Genomic DNA, 25198 nt, shown 5'->3' with positions numbered 1-25198 from the left:
CGCGACTCGTCGCGTTTACTTGGCTAGTGTTGAGGCACCCGTTTCTCGCTCCCCGCTATTGCTTAGGCTTAGGCTTAGGCAGGGCATAGGCGATCAACGCATCGCTCGCACCTGACAGCATGGCGCCATGTCCGCCCGCTGCGATGACCACGAACTGTCGGCCGCTGGCATTCGACCAATAGGTGGTGGGGGAGGCGTTGCCGCCCGCCGGCAAGCGCGCCTTCCAGAGCAGCCGCCCGGTGGTGGTTTCATAGGCGCGGAACATATGTTCCTGCGTCGCGCCGATAAAGGTTAGGCCGCTCGCGGTCGCGACCGATCCGCCGATATTGGGCACGCCCATGGGGATCGGCACGAAGGTCGGCAGGGCCAGAGGGCCGCTGTCACGCGAGGTGCCGAACAGCCGGCTCCACACCAGCTTCCCTGTTTTCAGGTCGACCGCGTTGATGCGGCCATAGGGGGGCTGCTGGCACGGAATGGCGAGCGGGGAAAGGAACGGCGCGATATGGGCGGCATAGGGCACGCCCTGCTGGGCGACGGGGCCGCCGACATCGCTCATATGGGCGGCGGTCATCGGCCTGATGCCCTGCCGGTCCGCAACGGCGCGAGGGATCAGGCGGTTATAATTGCAGACCTGATTGTTGTTGACGATCATCAGGCCGCGCCGGAGATCTACCGATACGCCGCCCCAGTCGATGCCGCCCAGATAGCCGGGCCAGGTGAGGGTTGGATGCTCGGTCGACAGCGGGGTCATGTCCCCATCGAAGCGGGCCTGGCGGAAGCGGATGCGGCACATCGCCTGGTCGATCGGCGTCAGGCCCCACATCCCCTTTTCCGTCGGGCGCGGACCGCCAAAATTGGGCATGCCAACCGAATAGGGCTGGGTTTTCGAAAGGCTTTCGCCGGGAACGGCGCCCTGCGGGACGGGGCGTTCCTCCACCGGCAGAATGGGCCTGCCAGTCGCCCGGTCGAGGAAGAAAATTTCTCCGCGCTTGGTCGGCTGGAGCAGGCCGCGCACGCCGCCGGGCAGGTCGACCAGCGTGGGCTGGGCAGGCACGTCATAGTCCCAAAGGTCATGATGGGTCGTCTGGAAGGACCAGCGCACCGCCCCGCTTTCCGCGTCGAGCGCCAGCACGGCGCTGGAATAGCGATCGTCATTCGCGGTGCGATGTCCGCCGAAATAGTCCGGCGTCGCGTTTCCTGTCGGCACATAGACGAGGCCCAGCCTGTCGTCCGAACTCATCGGCGCCCAGCTATTGGGTGTGCCCGGCGTAAAGACGCCGCCGGGCGGCGGCGGGCCGTGATCGTCGGGGCGGCCGATGTCGAAGGCCCAGGAAAAATCGCCCGTGACGGCATCGAACGCCCGGATCACGCCTGAAGGCTCCCTGATTTTCTGACCGTCCATCACCCAGCCGCCCAGAACGAGGCGGCCGCGAACGAGGGCGGGGGGCGAGGTGACGAAATAATAGCCCTTGTCGACCGTGCCCAGTCCCGTTTTCAGATCGACCTGTCCGCCCTGCCCGAAGCCGGGGCATAGCCTGCCGGTGGCGGCATCGAGTGCGATCAGCCGGGCGTCGAGTGTCGCGGTGTAGATGCGTTCGGCGCAATCGCCCTGGGCTTGTGGGACGCGATAATAGGTGACGCCGCGGCAGACGAGGCCATAGACGCCGGCGAGATCGGCCTTGGGCTGGTGCCGCCATAATTGCCGGCCCGTTTCGGGATCGAGCGCGATCACATCATTATTGCCCGCGCACAGGAAAAGGCGATTGCCCACCTTCAGGGGGTTGACCTGAAAGGCAGTGCCCTGCTTGCCATCTGTCAGCTTGCCGGTGTGGTAAGTCCATGCCCTTTCGAGATTGCCGACATTCGCGGGCGTGATCTGGGCCAATGGCGAGTAGCGCGACCCGCCCCGGTCGTTGCCATAGGCGACCCAGTCGCCCTCGGCCGGGCTTGCCGGTCCCGCTCCCCAGCGCGCGCTGGCCGCTGGGGACGAACGATCCGCCCAGAAAGCGCTGCCGATCCCCCCCATGAGGAGCAGCGGAAGAGCCGGCCACAGGACGCGGCCGCCGGGCAGGGGGCGGCCAAGACCGACATGCTGCCGATAAAAGGGGGTGAGCATGTAGAAGCCCATGGCGACGGGCATGGCCAACCGAGGCGCCAGCGCCCAGCCGTCCAGTCCGACTTCCCAGAGCGACCAACCCAGATTGGCGATGAGAAAGGCCCAATAGAGGGTGATCGAGAGCGGCGAACGGCGCCAGCCGAGAAACGCGGTGACAGTCATGACGAGGCCGGACACGCAATACCAGATCGACCCGCCGAGCAGCGCGAGCTGCCCGCCCAGCCAGAGCAGCGACAGACCTGCGAGAAGCAGAAGCAGAACGAACAGCATGTTCAGAAAGCGGCGCATCGAGCTCCCCCTCGGAATCCGGAAAGGCGTGGCAGGAATTCAGGCGGGCAATTGGGCCGCCAGCCAGTCCGGCACATTCATCCGATAGCATTTCTGTTCGTAGAGGCGGCTGATCTTCCAGCCCTGCGCGGTGCGGACGAAGTCGTGATGATACCAAAGGCCGAAGACCAAAGTATCGGTCGTTTCGCCATTGCTGACCGTCATCGGATTGTAGCAGGCGGTTTTGGTCTGCGCCCGGTCGCCGGCGATTTGATATTGGGTGGTGGACACGGCATGTTGAAAGGCGAGAATTGGCGTCAGGCTTGCCGAGAGAAATGCCTTGATGTCCGCAAGGCTTCCGACGACGCCCACCATTTCGGAATAGTCGATCACAGCATCGTCGGTAAAATAGCGGTCCAGCGCGTCCCAGTCGCGCGTATCCACTGCGTAGCAATAGCCTACGATCAGGTCCTGAATTTCGAACCGGTCCGACATCTCCTGCAGGGTCAGTGTCATGGCCTCTCCTCCGTCTCACTCATTCTATAGAATCTCTGCTGGCACAGGGGAGGAGGTTCGCCGCCTTCCATTAGGTAGGTGCCGAGCGCGGTGGCTAGGGGGAAGAAACCACAGCCCTCGGGATCGATCCCGCGGACCGTTTTTTGATCAAGGAGACTATTATGGGCCTCGCCCCGTTCACGGAAGCCGATTTCGTCCTGTCCAAGGAGAAGCGGGCAGACATCACAGCCGGGCTGACCGAGCGGCAGGCGTTCATGGTCAATCACTGGATGGACCTGCATGAAGTCATCAATCGCGGCGATTGGGACGGAATGGACGCATTCTTCAATACCGACACGATGACCTACGACAACCCGAACCGGCCCGACCTTGGCACCTATCATGTGTGGAAGACCTCGCCGCAGGGCCTCTACAAGACCTTCCCGCCCAGCATCTATCGCACGCTGAAGGCGTGGGGACGCGGCGAGGACGAGATCTGCGTGCTGTGCCATCATCATGGCAAGCATACCGGCGGCCCCTATATGGGCGTCCAGCCCACCGGGAACGACCTCAACGTCCTGTGGTTCTCGTGGCTGCGTTTCCGGGGCGACAAGATCGATCACATCTATTCGATCTCCGACGTGCTGACGATGCTGAAGGATCTCGAAGTCATCAACGTTCCCCAGCCCGTCGACCCCTATAAGTGACCGACAGGCCGAACCGGCGCGGCGAGGGCGCGCCGGTTCGGCAAAGGAGGACGTCGGTGTTTGGCATGCAAGGATGAGCAAGGGCATGAAGCGCTCGGTCGAACTGAAGATCGATGTCAGCGAGGCGGCAGCCCTCGGCATGACCGCCCATGTGGCGATCACGGTTCATCTTCCGGATATGACGGCACTGGCCAATCCCATGACCGTCTGCTTCGCTTTTCCCGGCGGTGGCTATTGCCGGCGCTATTACAGCTTCGACATGCCGGATGGGTCGGGCGGCGGGGAAGCGGGTTTCCATTGCGATCGCGGGTGGATTTTCATCGCCTGCGATCATCTGGGATTTGGCGAGTCCACTATCCCGGAAGGCAATGCCCTCAATCTCGATAATGTGGCGGCGGCCAATGACGCGATGGTGCGCCAGGTCATGGCCCGGCTGGAAGCGGGCACGCTCGTCGATGGACTGGACCCGATCGTCGACGCCACATGCCTTGGCATCGGCCAGTCGATGGGCGGATGCTTCACGGTCGTCGCGCAGGGCAATCACCAGACATTCCATGGCATCGGCGTGCTGGGCTATAGCGGCGTCCATACTGTCGTGCCGACCCGGCCGGGCCAGCTGCCCGCCGCGTGGCCGTGGATTTCGCGCCGTTCATCGCTCGATGTGCCGCATGTCCTGAACGCGGCCGCGCTGGCGCAAGCGCCTGGGGTGACGCTGGGCGACGCCGAAGCGCTCCAGGCGGCGGCAAGGGCAGGCGAGCATCCTTTCCAATGGTCCTTCCATCATGATGACGAGCCTGCGGACATCGTCACGCTCGACATGATGGCGTCGGCAGGGCTGGTCGATCCGCTGCCCGAATGGCGTTCGGCGACCACGCCGCCTTGTGGCGTCTACATGGTCGCGCCGGGCGCGGTGGCGCTCGAAGCAGCGGTCATACGCGTCCCCGTGCTGATCGCGATGGGCGAGCGCGATGTCATCCCCGATCCCTTGGGCGAACCCCGGGCCTATAAGAGCGCGGAAGACATCCAGCTCTTCATATGTCCCCAAATGGCGCACATGCATAATTTCGCGCCGACCCGCGTCCGCTTCTGGGAGCGCATTCACAATTGGGGCGATGGCGTCGCGGCGCAGCGGCGACTGGGTTGAGCGCAGCCGCCGATTTCAGAGGCTGAAGCCGCCATCGACGATCAGGGTCTGGCCAGTCATATATTGCGCTTTGGCCGAAGCCAGGAAGGCCACGGCCTCGGCAATATCCTCGCCGCTGCCGAAGCGTTGCAGGGCAATGCGTTTGCGCTGCGTTTCCCAGATTTCCGGCGAATAGAGCGATGTGAGGAACTCTGCGCCAAGCCCGGCGTCGATGATTCCCGGAGCGACCATGTTCGCCCTGATGCCGTAACGGCCTTCCTCCTTGGCGATGGCGCGGCCCAGCGCTTCCATCCCGGCCTTGGGCACGGAGGACAGGGCGTCGCCGGGTGGGAAGCAGTAATTCGCGACTGAAACGACGGTGACGAAATTGCCGAACCCCTGGGCGCGGAAATATGGCAGGGTGGCGGACACGATACGGGTGAAGCCGACCAGTTCGATCTCGATGACTTCACGCCATCGCTCCTCGCTGATCTGGCTGACGAAGGGCTGGGCTATGTCGACCCCGCTGGCGAAGACCATCGTGCCGATGGCGCCGAATTGCTCGACCGTCCTGCGGATGCCGGTCTCTATCGAGGCGCGATCGGAAAGATCGCAGGCGACGGACAGCGTCTCGCAAGAACGGTTCGGCAGGGATGCCGCAACCGCCAACGCCTTGTCCCGGCTGGACCGATAGCCGATGGCGAGCTGATCCCATTCGGTCGACAGGCGTCGGCAGATCGCGCTGCCAAGCCCGCCGGTTCCGCCGACAACGAAGGCCGCGCCTTTCGTCATAGCGGCAGATGAAGTGCGAGGTGGTGGAGCAGGCGATCGGCAAAGGCGTCGTTGCGGTCGCCGGTGAACATATGGCCGACGCCGTGGGCGATCTCGACCTCCAGTTGCGGGGCGAGCGAACGAAATTGCCGGACGCTTTCGTCCGAGACAATCTCGCTCAGTTCAGCTTTCACGAGGACGAGGGGCGATTGCGCGCGGCGCGCTGCGATGATGAGCGCTTCCCCTTCCGAAGGGGGATGCAGAAATTCCGGCGCCGTCGTGCGGGGATCCCAGTGCCAGAACAGGCGTCCATCCGCTTCGCGCATCGATTTGGCGAGACCTGACACGTCAGGCAGGCGGGGCTGGCCAAGATGGGTGTGGAGGACGTCGGCCGCTTCCTCCAGCGATGCAAAACCGGAGTCGCTGGCGCGAAAGAAGCCACGAATGTCATCCACGCCGTCGTCGACCATATAGGGCGCGACGTCGGCGAGCATGATAAGGCGCACCAGATCGGCACGGCGCGACCCACCGACCAGCGCGGATTGGCCACCGCGCGAGGCCCCCACCAGCGCGATCGGCCTGTCGAAGGCCTGGATGATGGACTCGACATCGCGACCATAGGCTTCCAGCAGATAGTCGCCGTCGGCGGCCCATCCGCTGTCGCCGTGGCCGCGCAGATCGAAGGTCAGCCCGTAATAGCCCGCCTGCGCCACCCGCCTGGCAGACCCGGCCCAGGATCGGCGGCTCTGGCCGCCGCCATGGAAGAAGCAGACGGGCGGCGCGGCAGGGTCGCCATAGGCGTCCGCAACCATCTCCAGCCCGTCACCCGGCACGCTTATCCGCGTGGGAACAGTCATGCCGGGCGCCTGCATTACTCAGCGGCGACCGGCGGAACGATTTCCGCGAATGACGGATGCTCGCCGGGACCCTTATAGGCGAATTTGCCGGGTGCATGGTGCCACTTGCCGTCGTTACGGCTCTCATAGGGCGAAGCGACCTCGATCAGCGCGCCGTGCGTGCTCTTGTGGCCGACCCAGCTCCATTTCTGCCAGGTCATGTCCGGATCGTTGAAGGTCTGGCCGCCGCCGGGCAGGTGCAGCCCTTCCGCCTTCAGCTTTTCCATCGCGCCCGGCACGTCGTCGGTCGCGTAGCAGAGGTGGTGGACATGCTCGCCCACTTTCTCGAGGCGATCGCCCATGGGGGTGCCAGGGGCCGGTTGAATGAACTGGATTTCCGTGCCGCCATTGTTGACGAAGGTCGCCCACTTCATACCGGCGTCGTCGCCGCTGGAAAATTCATCATATTTGACGAGGCGCTCTTCCAGCGACGCAGGATCGAGCACGCGCAGGATCTTGGTCCAATCCTCGATAGCCTTGTCCAGATCGCGCACGACCATGCACACATGGGCAAAAGGTCCGCTAGGCATTGATATTCTCCTCTGATCTTTTAAATTTCCACCGTCGCCGTGCCCGAATTGACCGTGCCCCGGCCATCGACATCCAGCGAGAATTCGCAGGTCACCGTATCGCCTTCGATCGCCGCGATCCTGCCCGTCACCACCGCTCGGTCGCCGCCATAAACATTGTCCAGAAAGCGCGAATCCATCGATTTGATCCGCCCGCCCGGGAAGGCGCGCATCAGCATGTTCATCATATAGGCGACGTTGATCGGACCCTGGTTGATGACCCGGTCACCCAGACCCTTGGCCTTCACCACCTCGACATCGAGATGGATGGGATTGGGATCGGCGAGGAACCCCGCCCACTGCTTCATGGCTTGCGGGCTAACGCTCTCGATCGTGAAGGGCGGCAGCGTGTCTCCGACGGCCTGGCTCATGCGGCGAACTCCTTGCGGGGCAATACCCACACATTATCGGTTTCCAGCACCTGCGTTCCATCAAGCAGGTGCAGGCGGAGGCGATAGGTCAGCACGTCCATGACGCCCAGCTTGCGGCTGCGTTTGCGGACCAGGCTGAGTATCTCCCCTGTTACCTTGTAGCTTTCGCCCACCTTCAGCGGCGCATCGAGCCGTACGCCGCTGCTGCCCATCATCGGGCCATCCTCGACATCGAATTCACACGCTTCGCAGACGCCTGCCACCGTCTTGCCCATGGCGACCTGGGTGGCGATATAATAGTAGATGGGATGAGCGCTACCGTCGGTGGCTGGTTCGACGCCGGTCGACCGGCACAGGGCGGCATTCTCTTCCGCCGTGATGGTGAAGACCTTGTCGCCATCGAGCGATGTGCCGGCGGCGTCGGGAGCAGGGGGGAGATCGTCAAGATCGCTCATGGTCTGTCCTTAGAAAGAACGCGGCAGGCCGAGGCTCTCGGCAATTGTGTTGCGCACCATTTCGTTGCTGATCGGCGTCATCCGCAGGATGCGATGGTCGCGCCAGTAACGCTGCATGTCGGTTTCCGCCGAATAGCCCATGCCGCCCAATATCTGGATGCCAAGGTCCGCGGCCTTCACGGCATTCTCCGTGGCGACCATCTTGAGCATATTGGCCTCGGTTCCGCACGGCATGCCGTTGCTCTGCATCCAGGCGACGTTGTAAAGCAACAGCTCGGTCAGCTTCTGCCATGTCGCGATATCTGCGACATAATGCTGCAAAATCTGGAAGCGGCCGATAATGCCGCCGAACGCCTTGCGTTGCAGCATATATTCCAGCGCGTCTTCCAGCACCCCGTCGATCGCGCCCAGACATTGCGCGCCCACCATGATCCGCTCATTATTGAGTGTGGGCAACATCGCATACCAAGCCTGTCCAGGCTCACCCAGTACGTCCTCGTCGGGAACGAAGACATCCTCATAATGAACCTCGCACGATCCCATGGCGCGCATGCCCAGCTTGGGCAGGAGCGAGGCGGTGATGCCGGGCGATTTGGCGTCGACGAAGAACATGGTGAGGCCATGATGCTTCTTCTCGGCATTTTTATCGGTGCGGGCGAGGACGAGCAGCCTGTCGGCCGCCTTTGCCCCCGTGGTCCACATCTTGGCGCCGTTCATCTTCCAGCCGCCGTCGACCTTTTCGGCATGGGTCTTCATCGCGCCCAAAACGTCGGTGCCGCCGTCGGGTTCGGTCATCGACAGCGAGACGCGCAGCTTGCCCTGCGCCATGGGGCGCAGCCAGCGATTCTTCTGCTCCTCCGTGCCGACCGCGCCGATCGTCTTCGCCCCGCCGAAAGATGTGAGGCCCCAAACCCACAGCAGGCCGCCGGCCGTCCGCGCGAATTCGCGGGCGAAGATCATTTGCATCATGACGTCGCCGCCCAGGCCGTCATATTCCTCTGGAATGCCGATCCCGAAAAATCCCTGCTCGGCGATCTTGTCCCAGAGCGCATAGGGATAATTTTCTTCGTCGGCTTCCAGCGCGCGCATCCAGTCCTTGGGCGCTTCCGCATCGACCCAGCGGCGGACAATGTCCCTGAACGCCTGCTGTTCCTCGGTGAGTGAAAAATCCATCGTCGTTCCCGTTAGTGGCACTGCGACTAAGCGCCCGGCAGATTCATTGCGAACCTATCCAACTATAGGGCAGGCCGTCGGCAGAAACTGAACAATTGGTCCACCATCATCCCCAACTGGTCGGGGATAGGCGCGTTTTCGATCGGGTCGCCTTCGCCGCCGATGGTGTTGATGGCGATGCCCAGCGGCGTCGGCCATCCCCGCAGCGCGTGGGTAATCACCCGCAGTTGCTGGAGCGTGGCGACCGCGGCCTGCCAGCCGGCCGCAGTCGCCACGCAGCCGACGGGAAGACCATCGAAATAGCAACGCTCGTCGCGGCTCATATCCTCGACATAATCCAGCGCATTTTTCACAAAGCCGGAGATCGCTCCGTGGTAACCCGGTGAGCCGATGATGACGGCATCCGCCGACCGCAGGATGTCGACATAGCGTCTTGCCGCATCTGGACGATCCGGATTTTCGGGCGCGTAAGACGGGAAGTCGATGTCCGCGCCGGCAAGCAGCGTCGTGCGTGCGCCGCGTTCCTCTGCGATGGCAAGCGCCTTGCGAAGCGCTCGCTCAGTGGAGGAATAGGCGCGCATTGTGCCGCCAATGGCGACGAAATGAAGTTGGGTCATATCAGATCGACAATCCTCCCTCGACAGGGATGACCGATCCGGTGACATAGGCGCCCGCGCGCGAGGCGAGATAGATGGCTGCGCCCGCCAGATCTTCCGGCGTACCGACGCGGCCGCGGGGCACCATCGATTCCACCATCGTGCGCATCTCGTCGGAGGTGATGACGGTCATCTCGGATTCGAAGAATCCGGGTGCGATGACGTTAACGGTGATGTTGTCCCGGCCCAGCCGCTTGGCGAGGCCTTTCGCCATCCAGTGGATTGCGCTCTTCGACGCCTGATAGGCATAATTTTCCTTGGGCCCGACCTTGAGCGCGCCGACAGACCCGATGTTGATGATCGATGCGGGACGCTCCGCCGTGCCGCCCGCGCGGAGCAGGGGCAGAAATTTCCGAAGCGTGAAGAAAGGGGCCTTCAGGTTCAGGTCGATGACCGGATCCCATTCGTCCTCGCCATAATCGTCGATGGGCGCGTCGGCCATGGTCCCGGCGTTGTTCACCAGGACATGCACGGCCTGTTCCCGGGTGGACACCGCCGCGACCAGAGTTTCGATCCCCGCGAGCGTCGACAGATCGGCGACCATGCCGGTGCAGTGACCGCCGGTCGTAGCGGAAATCTCCGCCGCGGCCGCCGTCACCTTGGCCTGCGTGCGGGCACAGATATAGACGGTGGCACCCGCCGCGGCCAGGCCGGTCGCGATATGGCGGCCGATGCCGGCCGACCCGCCGGTGACGACGGCGACGCGGTCCTGTACCGAGAACAGCTCGGCCGCATTCATGCCGGAGCTCCCGCGCCGGAAATCTTCAGAATAAGGTCGGTCGTTCCCTCTGGATCGCCCACCAGCAGGGCGTGATCGCCCGGATGGTCATGGATGGTCCAGCCCAGCTCGCGCGCCCGGTCGTGCATCGCCGTCATCACCGTGACGGCCGCCGCGATATAGTCGACGGGCCGGTCGATCGCCTCCGCACCTACCGGGATGACGCAGGCGGTCGCCTTCATCGGCTGGTCCGACAAATTGTCGAGCAGCCATTTCTCCCGCGCCGGGTCCATGAGATGGGGATGCTCCTTGGCCGCCGCCCGCTGCATTTCATGCACGCCCGACCCTACCGGGCCTTCGCCTGCTTCGAGCATCGCATCCAGCGCGGCGAGCTGGTCTTCCGGGACATAGCCCATGAGGGACCCGATCCGTTCCCCCGAACGGGGCACGATGGCGTCAAGATAGATGATGGATGCGATGCGGTCGCCCACCTCGGCAATTACGCCGGGCGCGACCGTGCCCGCATAGCTGTGCGCGACCAGCACGACGTCGCGCAGATCCTCATATTTGAAGACATTCACGATGTCGCGCACATGAGTCGCATTGCCCACATCGCGGCCGATCAGATGTTCGCGCTCGCCAAAGCCGGTGAAGGTCGGCGTGTAGACCTTGTGGCCTCCGGCCTCCAGAATTTCGCGGACATATTTCCAGGTCCAGCCGCCCATGCCGCCGCCATGGAGAAGTAGGAATGTGGTCATGACGATCAGGCCTCCGCCGGTTCTGTGTTCTGGATGAATTCGGGGAACGGATCGGGTCCCCACAGGAACATGCTGTCCTCCGGTGCATGGTTGGCGGCCGGCCAGTCGACATCATGCGGAATGAAGTCGATATCGGCCGAATATTCGCTGAAACTGCCCCAGGGATCACGCACATAATAGAAATAATTGGCGCCCAGCACATGCTGGCCCACGCCCCAGTTGGGGCCATAGCCCGCCCGGGCCATGGTCGCGCCGCCCAGGCCCACTTCCATCACCGACCCGACGTCCCAGCTATTGTGATGCATGCCTCGCCGATCGGACAGGACGAGGGCCAGCAGGTGATGATCGCTGCCATGGGGGCCGTGCAGGAAGGCGACGGCCGGCTCGCTCTTGTCGGACAGGCGCAGGCCGAGCGTCTTCTCATAGAAGTCGATCGCGGCATTCACGTCGGTCGCGAAGATCGCGAAATGCGAAAGGCGGCGGGGGTGAACCTTGGGCGCTTTGCTGTTAGGGATCGCGCCGGATTGGCCCGGCGCCGCGCTGACGAAAGTGAAATGGCTCTTTTCCGATGGCGTCGCCTTGTCTGCGACGCGGACGTTGATCGGCAGGCCATCGAAGCCTGCGAACCAGATGCCGTCGGCTTCCGCGCCTTCGGGCGGATCGATCCGTGTGATGCCGCAGCCGTCGAGATGAGCGGCAAAGGCGTCCGCTTCGTCCGGATAGATGCCGAAGCTCAGATAGCGCAGCCGCTTGGCGTCGCCGCCCTGGCTCAGCACGGCCCAGCGATGCGGATTGCCGACCGCATATAATTCCAGCGTGTCATCCCGCTCGCGGACGTCGAGCCCGAAGAGCGTGTAGAATTTCCGCGCGGCTTCCAGATTGGGCACTTCGACCGCGAAATGATCGATGGAATGGACGCCCAAACTATTGGCGCGGCGTCCCGACGGGCTGTTTTGGTTCATCCTTCCCTCCTTGGCTGGCCAGGCGCCGACAGAACGGCGCCCGGCCTTTCGATCATGCTGCCTTGATGGGGTTCACCAACAGGCCGATCTTCTCGATTTCCACTTCGCACACATCGCCATCCTTCATGAACAGCGGAGGCTTGCGGGCAAGGCCGATGCCCGACGGGGTTCCCATGACCAGAACGTCGCCCGCTTCCAGCGTGAAGCAGGTGGAGAGGAGGGCGACCGTGTCCACGACATCGAACACCATGTCGGAGGTGTTCGCGCTCTGCACCACCTGGCCGTTGAGACGGGTTTCGATTTTGAGGCCGGCGCCGCCCGCAGGCAGCTCGTCGGCCGTTACCAGCCAGGGACCGAAGGCGCCGGTATCGTCGAAATTCTTGCCGACCGTCCACTGCGGCGTCTTGAGCTGATAGTCGCGGATCGAACCGTCGTTGAACACCGAATAGGCGACGATATGCGAGAGCGCGTCGTCCTTGCTGATATCCTTGCCGCCCTTGCCGACGACCGCGACCATTTCCGCCTCATAATCGAGTTGATCGGAACAGGGCGGTTTGATGATCGGTGCGCCATGGCCGATGAGGCTCGAATTGAAACGGCCGAATATCGTCGGGAATTCGGGCACGGTGAATCCGCCTTCAGCCGCGTGATCCTTGTAGTTGAGACCTAGGCAGAGGATCTTGGGCGCCTTGACGAGGGGCGGCAGGAAAGTGAGGTCTTCAACCTGCACTTCCTCGCCCTCTGCGCTGACTTTCGCGCCGGCATCCGTCAGGGCGCTGCCGCCGCTGGCGATCAACACATCCAGATCATAGAGGGCAGCGTCGCCGAACAGCGCCTTGACGCCCGCGCCCGTGTCCACTGCCAGACCGACCGCGCCGTTCTTCGTTACCTTGGCCAACCGCATATGCAAACCTCCTGAGAATCTGTCCCACCCACTGAACCGAAGGCATGGGATTGAATGAAATATATTTCAAGCTATAAAATACATCCTGTCGAATTGCCATGGGTGGCGAAGCTGATATAGTTGTTGCGATGATCAAAAAGCTGAGCCTGACCGAACGCGCCTACCGGCAATTGCGCGACGATCTCCTGACCTGTCGGCTGGTGCCGGGCGCGAAAATCAACATCAAGGATATTACGGAAACGCAGGGCTTCAGTCTCGGGGCGGTGCGCGAAGCCCTGTCGCGGCTTACGTCCGAGGGCTTCGTGACGCAGGACGATGCGCGGGGATTTCGGGTGACGCCGATATCGATCGGCGATTTGACCGATCTGGTCAGGGTCCGCAGCGATATTGAGGGGCAATGCCTCCGCCGCGCGATCGAGAAGGGAGGCCTGGACTGGGAAGCCTCTATCGTCAGCGCGGCCCATAAGTTGGGCAAGACCCCGACCCGCGACCCGCGAGAGGCGGCCCGTCTGAACGAGGATTATGCCGACGCCCATGCGGCCTTCCATCACGCCCTGGTCGCCGCGTGCGACAGTCCATGGTTGCTCAAGATGCGCGACTGGCTCTATGCCCAGTCGGAACGCTATCGCTATCTCACCGTGCCTTTGGCCCATGGCGACCGGGATCTGGTTCATGAACATGCGCAGATCGTCGACGCGGCGCTCGCGCGGGACGCCGACCGCGCCGAGGCGCTGCTGACGGACCATTTGATGGCGACGGCGCGGCTGCTGATCGACCCGCAGAATGCGCGGGGCGGGACCGATATCGAATGGGCGGCTGGCGCGGATCGGGCCCTCTGATCCCATATCAGCTCTGCCGGTTCTGACCGGTGCCACCGCCGCTGGCGGGCATCAGCATGTTGCTCATACCGCCATCGACCAGCAGGTCGACACCGCTGATGTGGCTTGCATGAGGGCCGATCAGAAACAGGATCGCCTGCGCGACATCCTCGGCCACGCCAAGTTTGCGCAGGGGAATATTGGCTTCCCGCTGGTCGCGCCGCGACGGATCTTCATATCCCGCAGCGGTCATCGGCGTGTAGGTGGGGCCGGGCGACACCGTATTGCATCGGATACCGTCCGGCCCCCATTCGATGCTGAGCTGGCGTATCATCATCAACAAGGCGGCCTTGCTGGAGGAATAAAAGCCAAGCGCGGGCGTAGGCTGGGTGGCCGACATGGACGCGGTCGCGACGAAGGCGCCCTTGCTCTCCTTCAGGTGCGGATGGGCGGCCTTGCCGAGCAGCCAGGACGAGCGGGTGTTGATGGCGAAGATGCGATCGAAATCGCTGATCGGCAGTTCAACCAGCGCGCCGCCCATGATGATGCCGGCATTGCTGATCACGGCGTCGATCCCATCCATATGCGCGAGCGCCGCCGCGACAATCCGGTCGCCGCAATCCGGTTCGGCCAGATCGACCACGCAGGTCGCGGCGGCGGGGCCGACCGCATCGGCCACCACCTGCAGATTGGCGGCATCCCGATCCGCGAGCAGCATCCGATGTTCACCCGGAATCATCGACCCGGCCGCCAGCAGTTCGGCGCAGGCTCTGCCGATGCCGCTTGCAGCACCCGTGATGATCACCCGCATGTCACTCTCCCTACACTTTCATGGCGTCGATGCGCCGTGTTTCAGTCCTTCAGGCCCAGTTCGTCCATCAACGCGCCGCGCAGCTTGAACTTCTGGATTTTCGATGCCGACATCGGCCATTCGTCGATGAAACGGATATGCCGCGGAACCTTGAAGGAAGCGAGGCGCTGCCGGGCATAGGCGATGAGCTCCTCCGCCTCGACCTCCACATCGCCTTCGCGTTCGATGTAGGCCGCGGGGATTTCCGCCAGCCGCTCGTCCGGCAGCCCGACGACCTGCGCGAGACGAACCGCCGGATGGGTGGCCAGCACCGCTTCGACCTCGGCCGCCGCGACATTTTCCCCGCCCACTTTCAGCATATCCTTAAACCGGCCGTGGAACATGACGTGGCCATGTTCGTCGATCGAGCCGATATCGGCGCTATGATACCAGCCATCGGCATCGAGCGCCTCTGCGGTCTTCTGCGGGTCCTTGTAATAGCCGTCGAACAGATTGTAGCCGCGAATGAGGATTTCGCCGCGTTCGTCCACGCCCTTTTCCTCGCCGGTTTCGGGATCGACGATCTTCATCTCTATGCCCGCAAGGGGGAAACCAAGTTTCTTGAAGCCCATTTCCGGTTCCATCGCATAGCCGCCCGTGGTGACGATGCCGGTCGCCTCGGTCATGCCCATGGTGCCCACTTGGAGCATGTTTGGGGCTTTCTCCCGATAGGCCTGGCCTACGCGATCAGGCATGAAGGCGAAGCAGCTATTTTGCAGGCGCACCGACGACATGTCGGTCTTGGCCCAGTCGGGATGGGTGATCATGGCCTGATGGAAAGTGACGAAGGGCAGGAACATCATCGTCACCCGTTCATCCTCGATCTGCCGCAGACTCTCCCCGGCATCGAAATGCGGCTGGCCGATGAAGGTGCCGCCCACGTCGATCGCGCCCAGCATGCAGAGCATCGCAGCGATATGGAATAAAGGCAGCGGCGACCAGGCGCGCTCGTCGGGCTGGAAGGACCAGCGATAGCGAGCGAGATTCGATGCCTCTCGAGTGACGGCCTCATGGCTGAGCAGGCATCCTTTGGGGTTGGCCGATGTCCCTGACGTATACAGGATCATCGCGGTGTCGCGGACCCTGACGGTCAGACGGGATGCATGTATCTCTGCTTCCTCCACTTCCTGCACCGCCGCATCGAAGGTTGCCTGATCGACGAAACCGGGGACCGAACGGCCACCCAGCATCACGATCCGCTTGAGCAGAGGCGCGCCCGCAAGCGTGAGTGAGGAGGAGTCCGCGGCATCGGGCAGGTCGGGGAAAGCCTCAACCAGCCGTCGACCGAAATCGATATGCTCACTGATCATATCATTGGTGATGATCGCCGCCAGATCGGCATTTTGCGCGACATAGGCCATTTCAGGCGCCTTGTACCGTGCGTTCATCAGCACTGACACGGCGCCGCACATCGCATTGGCGAACAGGGTCTCGACAAATTCGATGCTGGACGGCAACAGGATGCCGACATGGTCGCCGCGCGCGATGCCCAGCGCCTTCAGGCCGCGCGCGCGCTTCAGGACGCTCTGTACGACATCGTCATATGTCTTGCGTTCTCCCGGGAATACCAATGCTTCCTTGTCGGATGCCTTGTCCCACCCTTTGAGAAGCAGATCGCCCAGAGTGGTTGCAGAAATACGGAATGGGGCGCAATCTTCGCCTTGTGTGACCACGGATGTCCGCTCCTAAAATGCCGGTCAGCTGTCGATGATGATCAGATTGCAGCCATCGCCTCTGCCTGCGCCTTTCGTTGGATAGGTGCAGCTTTGCCTTCCGGGTCCAAGAGCAAGGGCAGAGATTTTGTATCACTGTGCGGGAATTCACGATGGAAGCCTATGTCTACGATCATGTCCGGACGCCGCGCGGGAAGGGCCGCCCCGATGGCGCGCTGCACGAGATCACCTCTGTCGAAATGGCGACGCAGCTGTTGAAGGCGCTGCAGAGCCGCAATGATCTCGACACTGGACTGCTCGACGATGTGATCATCGGCATGGCCCAGCCCGTCGGTGAACAGGGCGGCGTGCTGGCGCGCGCGGCGGTGTTGCAGGCCGGCTATGCCCAGACGGTCGCAGGCCAGCAGATCCATCGCTTCTGCGCCACCGGGCTGGACGCTGTCAGCCTGATCGCGGCGCAGGTCCATTCGGGCATGATCCAGGCCGGCATCGGCGGGGGCGTTGAGTCGATGAGCCGCACGGTCATGGGGTATGACTCGGGCGCCTGGACGTCCGATCCGTCGGTCGCCTTCAGCAATTATTACGCCCCGCAGGGCATCGGCGCCGACCTGATCGCTACCCTGGACGGCTACACGCGCGAGGATGTCGACAATTTCGCCGTCAAGAGCCAGCGCAAGGCCGCCCATGCCTGGGAAAACGGCTATTTCAAAAACTCGATCGTGCCGATCAAGGATGTGCTGGGCGACGTGGTGCTAGATCATGATGAGCATATGCGGCCCGGCACCACGCTGGAAAGCCTCGCCAAGCTCAAGCCCGCGTTCGAAGGGTTCGGCAAGGCCGGGTTCGAGGCAGTGGTGAAGGCCAAATATCCTGAAATTGAAGAGCTGAACTATGTCCATCATGGCGGCAATAGCTCCGGTATCGTCGATGGCGCCGGCCTGGTTCTTGTCGGGTCGAAGGAATTTGGGGAAAAGGCCGGCCTCAAGCCGCGCGGTCGCATCCGGTCCTATGCCAATATCGGGTCTGAGCCGACGATCATGCTGACGGCGCCGGCGGCGGTGTCGCGCAAGGCGCTCAAGGCGGCCGGCATGACCGAGAAGGACATTGATCTCTGGGAACTGAACGAAGCCTTCGCCAGCGTGGTGATGCGCTTCCAGCGGGAGCTGAACGTTCCCGACGACAAGATCAACGTCAATGGCGGGGCGATCGCGATGGGTCATCCGCTTGGCGCGACCGGCGCGATGATCCTGGGCACCGTGCTGGACGAACTGGAGCGGCGCAACGCGGAAACCGGCCTCATCACCTTGTGCGCGGCCAACGGCCTGGGCACGGCTGCCATCATCGAGCGCGTTTGAACGCGCCTACCGAACTATAGAGCGGGACATCCCATGAAGACTATGCGACTGGAAAAAGCCGAGGACGGCTTCGCGATCCTGACCCTCGATGCCGAAGGCTCGATGAACGTCGTCAACGATGCTTTCATCGCCGACATGGAAGCGGCGACGAAGCAGATTGTCGCGGACGAAAGCATCAAGGGCGTCATCCTGACGTCGGCCAAGAAGACGTTCATGGCCGGTGCGGACCTCAAGCAGTTGGTGAATGGGTTCGGCACGCTGACGCCGCAGGAAGCCTATGCTTTTTCGAAGCGCGCCACCGACATGCACCGCGCCATCGAACAATCCGGCAAGCCCTGGGTGGCGGCGATTAACGGCCTGGCGCTGGGCGGCGGTTTCGAGTTGGCGCTGGCTTGCCACCGGCGCATCCTGGTGGATGATGCCAAGGCGCAGGTCGGTTTGCCCGAAGTCAATGTCGGTCTGCTGCCCGGATCGGGCGGCACGGTGCGGTTGGGCATCATCGCGGGAATGAAGATCGCGCTAGACCTGCTGCTGTCGGGCCGCTCGGTGGGGCCGCAGGAAGCGCTCAAGCTCAAGAACGTGGACGAGGTCGTCCCGGCGGACAAGCTGATCGACGCGGCCAAGGCGTGGCTTGCGACCGTGCCTGACCCGGTCAAGCCCTGGGACGTCAAGGGTTGGACGCCGCCGCAGAAGAAGGGCCTAACCGTTCCTGAGGATTCGGCCGCCTACATGATGTATACAGGTGGCCTGGCCAAGGGGGGTTATAATCAACCCGCGCCGGCCGCGATTCTAAACTCGGTGTTCCACGGCTTGCAGTTGCCCTTTGACAAGGCGCTGGCGGTGGAGGGGAAATATTTCGCCAAGCTGCTGACCGATCCGGTGGCGCGCAACATCATCCGCACCACCTTCATTTCGAAGCAGGCGGCCGAAAAGGGCGCGCGTCGTCCCGAAGGCTTCCCGAAGTTTGAAGCGAAGAAAGTGGGTGTGCTGGGCGCGGGCATGATGGGCGCGGGCATTGCGTTCGTGTCCGCCAATGCGGGTATCGACGTCGTTCTCATCGACCGCGACACCGCGACCGCGCAGAAGGGCAAGGACTATTCGGCCAAGGTGCTGGGCAAGCTGGTCGAAAAGGGCAAGCTGACGCAGGACAAGGCGGACGCCGTGCTCGCCCGCATCACCCCGACCGACGACTTCGCGCTGCTCGATGGCTGCGACATGGTGGTCGAAGCGGTGTTCGAGGATACGGCGATCAAGGCCGAAACCACGAAGAAGGCCGAAGCGGTGCTGCCGGCACAGGCCATTTTCGCGTCCAACACCTCGACCCTGCCGATCTCGCAGCTCGCCCAGGCGTCGCGGAGCCCGGATCAGTTCATCGGCCTGCACTTCTTCTCGCCGGTCGACCGCATGGGGCTGGTCGAGGTCATCATGGGCAAGCAGACCAGCAAGGAGACGCTGGCCAAGGGCCTCGACTTCATCGCGCAGTTGCGCAAGACGCCGATCGTCGTCAACGACAGCCGTGGCTTCTACACCAGCCGCGTGTTCCAGATGCTGATCCACGAAGGCGCGGCGATGCTGGCGGAGGGCGTTCCCCCCGCGGTGATCGAAAACGCGGCCAAGGCCGTCGGCATGCCGGTCGGGCCGCTGGCGCTGCTGGACGAACTGACGCTCGACCTGCCGCTCAAGATTGTCGACCAGGCGATCGCCGAGGAAGGCGATAAATATACGCCACCCGCCGGCACTGCCGTCATGCGGCGGATGAAGGACGAGATCGGCCGGTCCGGCCGGAAGACCGGCGGGGCGTTCTATGATTATCCCGAAGGCGGCAAGAAGCATCTGTGGAAGGGCCTGGCCGATCATTTCCCGGTCAAGCAGGACTGGGATGTCGAGGAACTGAAGAAGCGCTATCTCTATGCGCAGGCGATGGAAACCGCCCGCTGCCTGGAGGAAAATGTGCTGGAAACTCCGCAGGACGCCGATCTGGGTGCGATCTACGGCTGGGGTTTCCCGGCCTGGACCGGCGGGACGATCAGCTACATTGACACGATCGGCATTAAGAAGTTCGTTGAGGAATCCGATAGGCTCGCGCAGCTTTATGGCCCGCGCTTCCTGCCGTCCGCATGGCTGCGCGACAAGGCGGCAAAGGGTGAGGATTTCTACACGCCCGCGAGCGAAACCAGGGTCAAGGAGCCGATGCCGGCATGAAGCGCCTGATTTTCGAGCAGGAGCATGAGCAGTTCCGCGACTCCGTCGTCAAGTTCATGACGACGGAGGTGGGCGCTCACGCCGAACGTTTTCGCGAGCAGGGCATGGTCGACCGTGAGCTGTTCCTGAAGGCGGGCGAGCAGGGCTTGCTGTGCACCTGGGCGGACGAGAAATATGGCGGGGCGGGGATCGACGATTTCCGCTTCGAGCAGATCATCATCGAGGAGAATATGCGCCATGGCGACATAGGCTTCTACATCAATCTGCATAATGATCTGGTCGCGCCCTATATCGCCAAGCTCGGCACCGACGAACAGAAGGACCGCTGGATGCCAGGCATCGTCAGCGGCGAGAAGATTCTGGCCGTCGCGATGACGGAACCGTCCACCGGCAGCGACTTGGCGGGTATGCGCACCAGCGCGGTGGACAAGGGCGACCATTGGCTGTTGAACGGTGCCAAGACCTATATTTCCAATGGCATTTTGGCCGATCTGGTCGTCGTGGCCGCGCGGACCGACCCCAATAGCCGCCACGGCCTGGGCCTTATGGTCGTCGAACGCGGCATGGAAGGGTTCGAACGGGGGCGCAAGCTGGCGAAGATGGGGCTTAAGGCGCAGGACACGGCCGAGCTCTTCTTCAACGATGTCAGGGTGCCCAAGGGGAATGTACTGGGCGATCCGGCCCAAGGCTTCAAATATCTCGCCCGCTTCCTGGCGCAGGAGCGGCTGGTCGCGGCCATCGGCTTCATGGCGACGGCGCAGACCGCATTCGACATCACGCTCGACTATGTGAAGGAACGCCGGGCCTTCGGAAAGCCGATTGGCGCGTTCCAGAATACGCGGTTCAAGATGGCTTCGATGCGGGCCGAACTGGACGCGCTTCAGACCTATGTCGACCAGTGCGTGATGCTGCTCAACGCGGGCGAGTTGACCGCAGAAGACGCGTCGGCGGCCAAACTGCTGACCAGCGAACTGGAAGGCCGGGTGATGGACGAATGCGTCCAGCTTCATGGCGGGGCGGGCTATATGGAAGAATATCGCATCAGCCGCATGTATACCGACGCCCGCATCAGCCGCATCTTCGCTGGAACGTCGGAAATCATGCGCGAAATCATCGGTCGCGGACTGGGCCTGGACGAGCGCAAGCTGTCCTGACCGCAAAGCCGGGGATGAGTCGAATGCTTGATGTCGAACAATTACGCGGCTTCCGGGTGCCGGAAGCGCAGGATGTCTGTGATCCGCGATCCGCTATTCTCTACGCGCTGGGTGTCGGCGCCGGGCTGGGCGCGATCGATGAACGGCATCTGGTCTTCGAACGCGATCAGGCCGTTTTGCCGACCATGGCGCTGGTTCTGGGAACACCCGGCTTCTGGCCGATGGCGCCGGAACTGGGCTGGGATTGGCCGCGCATCCTGCATGGCGAGCAGACGCTGAAACTGGTTCGGCCGCTCGAACTGGACCAGTTGGTCAACGGCCGGATCGAAATTATCGGTCTCGCGGACAAGGGTTTAGGCAAGTCCGCTCTCGTGCGGGCAAAACGTGTCATAACCACGCCGACGGACCGGCCGATCGCCGAAATGGAGGAAGTGTGGGTCTTGCGAGGCGCGGGCGGTTTTGGCGGGCCGTCAAATCTTGATGGGCCTGCGCCGATTGTCATGCCGGATGCGCCCGCAGGCGCCTGTCTCGACCTGCCGACGGCCGCCAATCAGTCGATGCTCTATCGCCTGACCGGCGACCGTAACCCCCTGCATATCGACCGGGGCACGGCGCAGGCGGCGGGCTTCGATCGGCCGATACTGCATGGCCTCGCCACCATGGGGCTGGTCGGTCGCGCGCTGATCCATCTGTGCTGCGATGGCGATCCGGGTTTGTTGACCGACATGCGGGTGCGTTTTACCGCGCCGGTCTGGCCGGGTGAAACGGTTCGGACCGAAATCTGGCGCACTGGTGACACCGTATGGTTTCGGGCCAGCGTGCCCGACAGGAATAGCATCGTTATTGATGGCGGCGAAGCCCGCATCGGTGGTTTCAAGGAAGAACGGGACGTATTGACGTGAATATATTGGATGGCAAGGTCGCACTGGTGTCCGGCTCTGGACGGGGCATAGGGAAGGCTATCGCACTGAAACTGGCAAGCGCCGGCGCCCATGTCGTGGTGAACGACCTGGACGAGGATGTGGCAAATGCGACGGCGAGTGAAATCGAAAGCCTTGGCGTCCGCGCCGTGGTGTGCGTGGGCGACGTGACGGATGCCGATTTCGGCGACAAATTTGTGGGAGCGGCGGTCGCGCATTTCGGCACGATCGACATCATCGTGAACAATGCGGGCTATGCTTGGGATTCGGTTCTTCAAAAGACGAGCGACGAGCAGTGGATGGCCATGCTCGATGTTCATCTCAATGCCCCTTTCCGTATATTGCGCGCCGCGCAACCGGTGATCGCCGCCGCGGCGAAGAAGGAGACCGCCGAACATGGTCGGGCCACACGCCGGACGGTCATCAATATATCGTCCGTGGCAGGTCTTGGCGGCAATGCCGGTCAGTCGGGCTATGCGGCGGGCAAGGCGGGGATCGTCGGTCTCACCAAGACGGTGATGAAGGAATGGGGGCGACATAATGTCACCGTCAACGCGGTGGCTTTCGGCGCCATCATGACGCGCATGACCGCGGGCGAGGCGGGCAGCACGACCATCAGCGTCAAGGGTCGGGACATCAAGGCCGGCGTCAGCGACGAAATATTGGAAGCCATGGAAAAGGGCATTCCGCTGGGCCGCGCCGGCACGCCGGAGGAAGCCGCCGGCGCCGTCTACCTGCTATGCCTGCCCGAAGCCGATTATATCACCGGCGAGGTGATCGTCGCGGGCGGGGGCTGGAAACTCTGACGATATGATGGGCGGGCCTTGGCGGCCGCCCTCGGTCAGGCGGGCCAGCCAGGCGTGCGACCCTGCATGGCCAGAAAGATGGAACGCATGGGATCGGGTACGGATCCGGCGCCGATGCCAGTGCCGAAATTGATCCCCCGCCGCTCATATATCCGCCATCCCTCGGCCGTGCGCCGCAGCCTGTCCTCATAGCCGCCCACGGCGAGAAGGTCGGTGGGGCGCAGCGGATCGGCATCGGGGATATCGAACCACTGCCATGCCATGACGCGGCTGGCTGCGCGCGCTTCGTCGCCGTTCACCTCAATCACCACATTGGTGATGTTATGCGAACAGCCCATTAGAGCGCCCTGATAACCCATGCACTGGGCATGGATGGCCTCCCGCCCCACGGAACGCGCGCTGCCAAAGTCGATCGATCCATCCTCCGTGAACACTTCCTCCGCAATGCGGTGAAACTGCATCGAATCTACCAGATGGGCGTAACGATAGAGGCATTCCTCGATCGCGAGGCGGTCCGCCAGCATGGCGAGGTCGATCATCATGGCGAATATCTTTCTTTACCGGCCGCGAGGGTGGGGGGCTTATTTCAGCCGCAGCCAACGACCCCGCCGTCAACCGGAATCTGTGCGCCGGTGACATAAGCGCCCGCGCGCGAACACAGGAAAATGACGATGCCTGCAATATCGTCCGGCGAACCTAGACGTTGGAGCGGAATATGCGCCAGCAGGGCAGGATCGACCTGATCCTCATCCCGCATATGCGCCGTCATTTTGGTTGGGAAGAAGCCGGGAATGACCGCATTGACGGTGATGTTACGCGCCGCCAAATCGCCGGCCAGATCGCGCGTCATCATATGGACTGCAGCCTTGCTCGCGGCATAGCTGTACGCGCTGAGCCGCTCTGTCTTCATCCCCGCGACCGAACCGATGTTGATCACCCGCGCCGGATCGCCAGCCTTTCCGGACGCGCTGAGTTCGGGGAGGAGTTCCCGGACCATGGTGAACGGCGTCTGGACGTTCACGGCCATCACGCCCGGCCAAGCCTTGTCGGGGAAGCTGTCGATCGGCCCGCCCCAGGTCTTACCCGCGTTGTTGACCAATATATGGCATTCTCCGACCGCTTCGCGATAACGGGCGACGAGGTCGACCGCCGCCTCGGGCGTCGACAGGTCAGCGGGGAGGGGGATGCACGATCCCAGCGTGGCCATCTCCCGGGCGGCATCTTCGCAGATGTCGGCCTTGCGGGATGTGATCGCGACTGTCGCGCCAGCCCGCAGCAGACCTTCGGCGATCATGCGGCCCAGACCTTGCGCGCCGCCGGTGACCAGCGCCTTCTTGCCGGTCAGGCTGAACAGATCGCTCACATCGTCACCACGACTTTGCCGAACTTGTGCTGGTCGCGCAGATGCAGAAGCGCCTCTTTGGCCTGGGCAAGCGGATAGGTCGCCTCGATCACCGGCTTGATTGCATGTTGCTCGGCAAAAGCGAGCATTTCCTTGAAGTCCTGCGGATCGCCGACCTGGCTGCCGACGATGCTGGCGCTCTTGAGGAAGATGTCGGTGGCGTTGAACTTGATCTCGTTGCCGGCGGTAGACCCGTAGATGACGATCCGCGCGCCCGGATTGATGGCGCGGACATAATTGGCGAAGCTGGGCGATGGCGCGCCGTCCAGCACCACGTCGATGCCGCCGGTAAGTTTGCCGACCTGCTTGCGCCAGTCGGGATCGGTGTACAGCAGACCGCCCTTGGCCCCCATTGCCACGGCACGATCGATCACGTCCTGGTTTTCACCGGTGACATAGACATTGGCGCCCTTGGCCACGGCAAAGGCCAGGCCGAACGTGGCCACGCCGCCGCCTACGCCGCTGATGAGCAGCGTCTCTCCCGCTTCCAGCCGTCCCTTGAACATAAGCGCGCGCCACGAGGTCAGCGCCGTCAGCGGCATGGCCCCGGCTTCCTCGAAACTCATGAAGGCCGGCTTGGGCGCCAGATTGTCGACCGGCACGCAGATATATTCGGCGATCGTGCCGGCGAAGGGCATACCGAGCAGGCCGAAATCGGCGGCTGGCGCGTGGCGGTTCGACCCCCAGTTGCGTGCAGGATAGAGCACAACCTCATCGCCCTCGCGGACGCCGGTGACGCCCTCGCCGATCATGTCGACGACGCCCGCACCATCACAGCCCAGCGTGATCGGCACCGTCATGCCGGGATATTGCCCGTGGGTGATGAACAGTTCACGATGGTTTATGGATGCGGCCCGCAGCGCAACACGCACCTCTCCCGGACCGGGCACTGGCGTGTCGACTTCCGCCACCACGACGGATTCAGGGCCGTCGATCCGTTCGAGATAAAGGGCCTTCATGGTCAACCTTTCCTAATATCCTGCTCGCGCCGCGGTCTGTATGGCAACGCTGGCTGCATAACGACCTCGGCTTCCTAGGTGGAAAGCTGGACATTTTTCCATCTCATTGGGAACCTAT

26 protein-coding genes are annotated in these 25198 nt (G+C 62.9%); 8 read left to right on the top strand and 18 right to left on the bottom strand.

Annotated features, from left to right (window positions below):
• Positions 1–55: 55 nt before the first annotated feature.
• Together SKA58_RS17200 and SKA58_RS17195 are read right to left on the bottom strand one after the other, a co-directional pair.
• Positions 56–2404: a membrane-bound PQQ-dependent dehydrogenase, glucose/quinate/shikimate family gene (locus tag SKA58_RS17200; RefSeq protein ID WP_009823764.1), complete on the bottom strand. Its 2349-nt coding sequence runs from the start codon at positions 2402–2404 to the stop codon at positions 56–58.
• 39 nt (positions 2405–2443) lie between these two features.
• Positions 2444–2899: a nuclear transport factor 2 family protein gene (locus SKA58_RS17195; protein WP_009823763.1), complete on the bottom strand. Its 456-nt coding sequence runs from the start codon at positions 2897–2899 to the stop codon at positions 2444–2446.
• Between the two features lie 161 nt (positions 2900–3060).
• On the opposite strand from SKA58_RS17195, the gene SKA58_RS17190 reads away from it, so the two are divergent.
• On the top strand, positions 3061–3585 hold the full coding sequence (locus SKA58_RS17190) for an ester cyclase (RefSeq protein ID WP_009823762.1): 525 nt from the start codon (positions 3061–3063) through the stop codon (positions 3583–3585).
• Between the two features lie 85 nt (positions 3586–3670).
• Complete coding sequence (locus tag SKA58_RS17185) at positions 3671–4729, top strand: hypothetical protein (RefSeq protein ID WP_232209476.1); 1059 nt, start codon at positions 3671–3673, stop codon at positions 4727–4729.
• A 15-nt stretch (positions 4730–4744) separates the two neighbouring features.
• Here SKA58_RS17185 and SKA58_RS17180 read toward each other — a convergent pair whose 3' ends face one another.
• The 11 genes from SKA58_RS17180 to SKA58_RS17130 form a co-directional block, all read right to left on the bottom strand.
• Complete coding sequence (locus tag SKA58_RS17180; RefSeq protein WP_009823760.1) at positions 4745–5500, bottom strand: SDR family NAD(P)-dependent oxidoreductase; 756 nt, start codon at positions 5498–5500, stop codon at positions 4745–4747.
• The gene (locus SKA58_RS17175) at positions 5497–6336 is read right to left on the bottom strand and encodes an alpha/beta fold hydrolase (RefSeq protein ID WP_231736690.1); all 840 of its coding nucleotides are present in this window, start codon (positions 6334–6336) and stop codon (positions 5497–5499) included. Before SKA58_RS17175 ends, SKA58_RS17180 begins: the two co-directional genes overlap by 4 nt.
• Positions 6337–6350: 14 nt before the next feature.
• Positions 6351–6905, bottom strand: coding sequence for a VOC family protein (locus SKA58_RS17170; protein WP_228227159.1), 555 nt, complete (start codon positions 6903–6905; stop codon positions 6351–6353).
• A gap of 20 nt (positions 6906–6925) precedes the next feature.
• Positions 6926–7315 (bottom strand): MaoC family dehydratase, encoded by a 390-nt coding sequence (locus SKA58_RS17165; RefSeq protein ID WP_009823757.1) that lies wholly within the window; start codon positions 7313–7315, stop codon positions 6926–6928.
• A complete protein-coding gene (locus SKA58_RS17160; RefSeq protein WP_009823756.1) occupies positions 7312–7770 on the bottom strand; it encodes a hypothetical protein in 459 nt (152 codons plus the stop codon). Before SKA58_RS17160 ends, SKA58_RS17165 begins: the two co-directional genes overlap by 4 nt.
• A gap of 9 nt (positions 7771–7779) precedes the next feature.
• On the bottom strand, positions 7780–8943 hold the full coding sequence (locus SKA58_RS17155) for an acyl-CoA dehydrogenase family protein (RefSeq protein WP_009823755.1): 1164 nt from the start codon (positions 8941–8943) through the stop codon (positions 7780–7782).
• Positions 8944–9005: 62 nt separating this feature from the next.
• Positions 9006–9560, bottom strand: a complete 555-nt coding sequence (locus SKA58_RS17150) for an NADPH-dependent FMN reductase (RefSeq protein WP_009823754.1) — start codon at positions 9558–9560, stop codon at positions 9006–9008.
• A gap of 1 nt (position 9561) precedes the next feature.
• On the bottom strand, positions 9562–10338 hold the full coding sequence (locus SKA58_RS17145; RefSeq protein ID WP_009823753.1) for an SDR family oxidoreductase: 777 nt from the start codon (positions 10336–10338) through the stop codon (positions 9562–9564).
• Positions 10335–11075, bottom strand: a complete 741-nt coding sequence (locus tag SKA58_RS17140; protein ID WP_009823752.1) for an alpha/beta fold hydrolase — start codon at positions 11073–11075, stop codon at positions 10335–10337. Before SKA58_RS17140 ends, SKA58_RS17145 begins: the two co-directional genes overlap by 4 nt.
• A gap of 5 nt (positions 11076–11080) precedes the next feature.
• The gene (locus SKA58_RS17135; protein WP_009823751.1) at positions 11081–12037 is read right to left on the bottom strand and encodes a VOC family protein; all 957 of its coding nucleotides are present in this window, start codon (positions 12035–12037) and stop codon (positions 11081–11083) included.
• Between the two features lie 52 nt (positions 12038–12089).
• Positions 12090–12941 (bottom strand): fumarylacetoacetate hydrolase family protein, encoded by an 852-nt coding sequence (locus SKA58_RS17130; RefSeq protein WP_009823750.1) that lies wholly within the window; start codon positions 12939–12941, stop codon positions 12090–12092.
• Positions 12942–13069: 128 nt separating this feature from the next.
• Here SKA58_RS17130 and SKA58_RS17125 point away from each other — a divergent pair, with 128 nt between their 5' ends.
• The gene (locus SKA58_RS17125; RefSeq protein WP_232209475.1) at positions 13070–13780 is read left to right on the top strand and encodes a GntR family transcriptional regulator; all 711 of its coding nucleotides are present in this window, start codon (positions 13070–13072) and stop codon (positions 13778–13780) included.
• A gap of 7 nt (positions 13781–13787) precedes the next feature.
• On the opposite strand, the gene SKA58_RS17120 is transcribed toward SKA58_RS17125, so the two are convergent.
• The gene (locus SKA58_RS17120) at positions 13788–14570 is read right to left on the bottom strand and encodes an SDR family NAD(P)-dependent oxidoreductase (RefSeq protein ID WP_009823748.1); all 783 of its coding nucleotides are present in this window, start codon (positions 14568–14570) and stop codon (positions 13788–13790) included.
• Between the two features lie 41 nt (positions 14571–14611).
• Positions 14612–16282 (bottom strand): class I adenylate-forming enzyme family protein, encoded by a 1671-nt coding sequence (locus SKA58_RS17115; RefSeq protein ID WP_009823747.1) that lies wholly within the window; start codon positions 16280–16282, stop codon positions 14612–14614.
• Positions 16283–16434: 152 nt separating this feature from the next.
• Between SKA58_RS17115 and SKA58_RS17110 the strand changes: the two genes are divergently transcribed.
• The 5 genes from SKA58_RS17110 to SKA58_RS17090 are packed head-to-tail and all read left to right on the top strand — an operon-like array spanning position 16435 to position 22719.
• Positions 16435–17637 (top strand): acetyl-CoA C-acetyltransferase, encoded by a 1203-nt coding sequence (locus SKA58_RS17110; RefSeq protein WP_009823746.1) that lies wholly within the window; start codon positions 16435–16437, stop codon positions 17635–17637.
• A 33-nt stretch (positions 17638–17670) separates the two neighbouring features.
• Positions 17671–19839, top strand: coding sequence for a 3-hydroxyacyl-CoA dehydrogenase NAD-binding domain-containing protein (locus SKA58_RS17105; protein ID WP_009823745.1), 2169 nt, complete (start codon positions 17671–17673; stop codon positions 19837–19839).
• Positions 19836–20993, top strand: coding sequence for an acyl-CoA dehydrogenase family protein (locus tag SKA58_RS17100; RefSeq protein ID WP_009823744.1), 1158 nt, complete (start codon positions 19836–19838; stop codon positions 20991–20993). The genes SKA58_RS17105 and SKA58_RS17100 overlap by 4 nt, the downstream gene beginning before the upstream one ends.
• 14 nt (positions 20994–21007) lie before the next feature.
• On the top strand, positions 21008–21895 hold the full coding sequence (locus SKA58_RS17095; RefSeq protein ID WP_232209474.1) for a MaoC/PaaZ C-terminal domain-containing protein: 888 nt from the start codon (positions 21008–21010) through the stop codon (positions 21893–21895).
• Positions 21892–22719, top strand: coding sequence for an SDR family NAD(P)-dependent oxidoreductase (locus tag SKA58_RS17090; RefSeq protein WP_009823742.1), 828 nt, complete (start codon positions 21892–21894; stop codon positions 22717–22719). Before SKA58_RS17095 ends, SKA58_RS17090 begins: the two co-directional genes overlap by 4 nt.
• A 35-nt stretch (positions 22720–22754) precedes the next feature.
• On the opposite strand, the gene SKA58_RS17085 is transcribed toward SKA58_RS17090, so the two are convergent.
• From SKA58_RS17085 to SKA58_RS17075, 3 genes are read right to left on the bottom strand one after another with little or no spacing between them, the layout of a single operon-like run.
• Complete coding sequence (locus tag SKA58_RS17085) at positions 22755–23261, bottom strand: nuclear transport factor 2 family protein (RefSeq protein ID WP_009823741.1); 507 nt, start codon at positions 23259–23261, stop codon at positions 22755–22757.
• Between the two features lie 44 nt (positions 23262–23305).
• Positions 23306–24082 carry an SDR family oxidoreductase gene (locus tag SKA58_RS17080; RefSeq protein WP_009823740.1) on the bottom strand — a complete coding sequence of 259 codons (777 nt, stop codon included), beginning with the start codon at positions 24080–24082 and terminating at the stop codon, positions 23306–23308.
• On the bottom strand, positions 24079–25080 hold the full coding sequence (locus SKA58_RS17075) for a quinone oxidoreductase family protein (RefSeq protein WP_009823739.1): 1002 nt from the start codon (positions 25078–25080) through the stop codon (positions 24079–24081). The genes SKA58_RS17080 and SKA58_RS17075 overlap by 4 nt, the downstream gene beginning before the upstream one ends.
• Positions 25081–25198: the final 118 nt, after the last annotated feature.

Origin of the sequence: Sphingomonas sp. SKA58 (assembly GCF_000153545.1) — a bacterium.
GTDB classification, from domain to species: domain Bacteria; phylum Pseudomonadota; class Alphaproteobacteria; order Sphingomonadales; family Sphingomonadaceae; genus Sphingobium; species Sphingobium soli.
The sequence above is the reverse complement of the archived record's forward strand: the minus strand, read 5'-3'. Positions and strand labels throughout refer to the sequence as shown.

Coding starts and splice junctions, on each gene's coding strand:
- SKA58_RS17140 (WP_009823752.1), bottom strand. CDS start 11,075: ATGACCACATTCCTACTTCTCCATGGCGGCGGCATGGGCGGCTGGACC.
- SKA58_RS17130 (WP_009823750.1), bottom strand. CDS start 12,941: ATGCGGTTGGCCAAGGTAACGAAGAACGGCGCGGTCGGTCTGGCAGTG.
- SKA58_RS17195 (WP_009823763.1), bottom strand. CDS start 2,899: ATGACACTGACCCTGCAGGAGATGTCGGACCGGTTCGAAATTCAGGAC.
- SKA58_RS17185 (WP_232209476.1), top strand. CDS start 3,671: ATGAAGCGCTCGGTCGAACTGAAGATCGATGTCAGCGAGGCGGCAGCC.
- SKA58_RS17135 (WP_009823751.1), bottom strand. CDS start 12,037: ATGAACCAAAACAGCCCGTCGGGACGCCGCGCCAATAGTTTGGGCGTC.
- SKA58_RS17075 (WP_009823739.1), bottom strand. CDS start 25,080: ATGAAGGCCCTTTATCTCGAACGGATCGACGGCCCTGAATCCGTCGTG.
- SKA58_RS17085 (WP_009823741.1), bottom strand. CDS start 23,261: ATGATGATCGACCTCGCCATGCTGGCGGACCGCCTCGCGATCGAGGAA.
- SKA58_RS17155 (WP_009823755.1), bottom strand. CDS start 8,943: ATGGATTTTTCACTCACCGAGGAACAGCAGGCGTTCAGGGACATTGTC.
- SKA58_RS17125 (WP_232209475.1), top strand. CDS start 13,070: ATGATCAAAAAGCTGAGCCTGACCGAACGCGCCTACCGGCAATTGCGC.
- SKA58_RS17165 (WP_009823757.1), bottom strand. CDS start 7,315: ATGAGCCAGGCCGTCGGAGACACGCTGCCGCCCTTCACGATCGAGAGC.
- SKA58_RS17175 (WP_231736690.1), bottom strand. CDS start 6,336: ATGACTGTTCCCACGCGGATAAGCGTGCCGGGTGACGGGCTGGAGATG.
- SKA58_RS17095 (WP_232209474.1), top strand. CDS start 21,008: ATGAGTCGAATGCTTGATGTCGAACAATTACGCGGCTTCCGGGTGCCG.
- SKA58_RS17145 (WP_009823753.1), bottom strand. CDS start 10,338: ATGAATGCGGCCGAGCTGTTCTCGGTACAGGACCGCGTCGCCGTCGTC.
- SKA58_RS17110 (WP_009823746.1), top strand. CDS start 16,435: ATGGAAGCCTATGTCTACGATCATGTCCGGACGCCGCGCGGGAAGGGC.
- SKA58_RS17170 (WP_228227159.1), bottom strand. CDS start 6,905: ATGCCTAGCGGACCTTTTGCCCATGTGTGCATGGTCGTGCGCGATCTG.
- SKA58_RS17100 (WP_009823744.1), top strand. CDS start 19,836: ATGAAGCGCCTGATTTTCGAGCAGGAGCATGAGCAGTTCCGCGACTCC.
- SKA58_RS17200 (WP_009823764.1), bottom strand. CDS start 2,404: ATGCGCCGCTTTCTGAACATGCTGTTCGTTCTGCTTCTGCTTCTCGCA.
- SKA58_RS17160 (WP_009823756.1), bottom strand. CDS start 7,770: ATGAGCGATCTTGACGATCTCCCCCCTGCTCCCGACGCCGCCGGCACA.
- SKA58_RS17190 (WP_009823762.1), top strand. CDS start 3,061: ATGGGCCTCGCCCCGTTCACGGAAGCCGATTTCGTCCTGTCCAAGGAG.
- SKA58_RS17120 (WP_009823748.1), bottom strand. CDS start 14,570: ATGCGGGTGATCATCACGGGTGCTGCAAGCGGCATCGGCAGAGCCTGC.
- SKA58_RS17180 (WP_009823760.1), bottom strand. CDS start 5,500: ATGACGAAAGGCGCGGCCTTCGTTGTCGGCGGAACCGGCGGGCTTGGC.
- SKA58_RS17105 (WP_009823745.1), top strand. CDS start 17,671: ATGAAGACTATGCGACTGGAAAAAGCCGAGGACGGCTTCGCGATCCTG.
- SKA58_RS17150 (WP_009823754.1), bottom strand. CDS start 9,560: ATGACCCAACTTCATTTCGTCGCCATTGGCGGCACAATGCGCGCCTAT.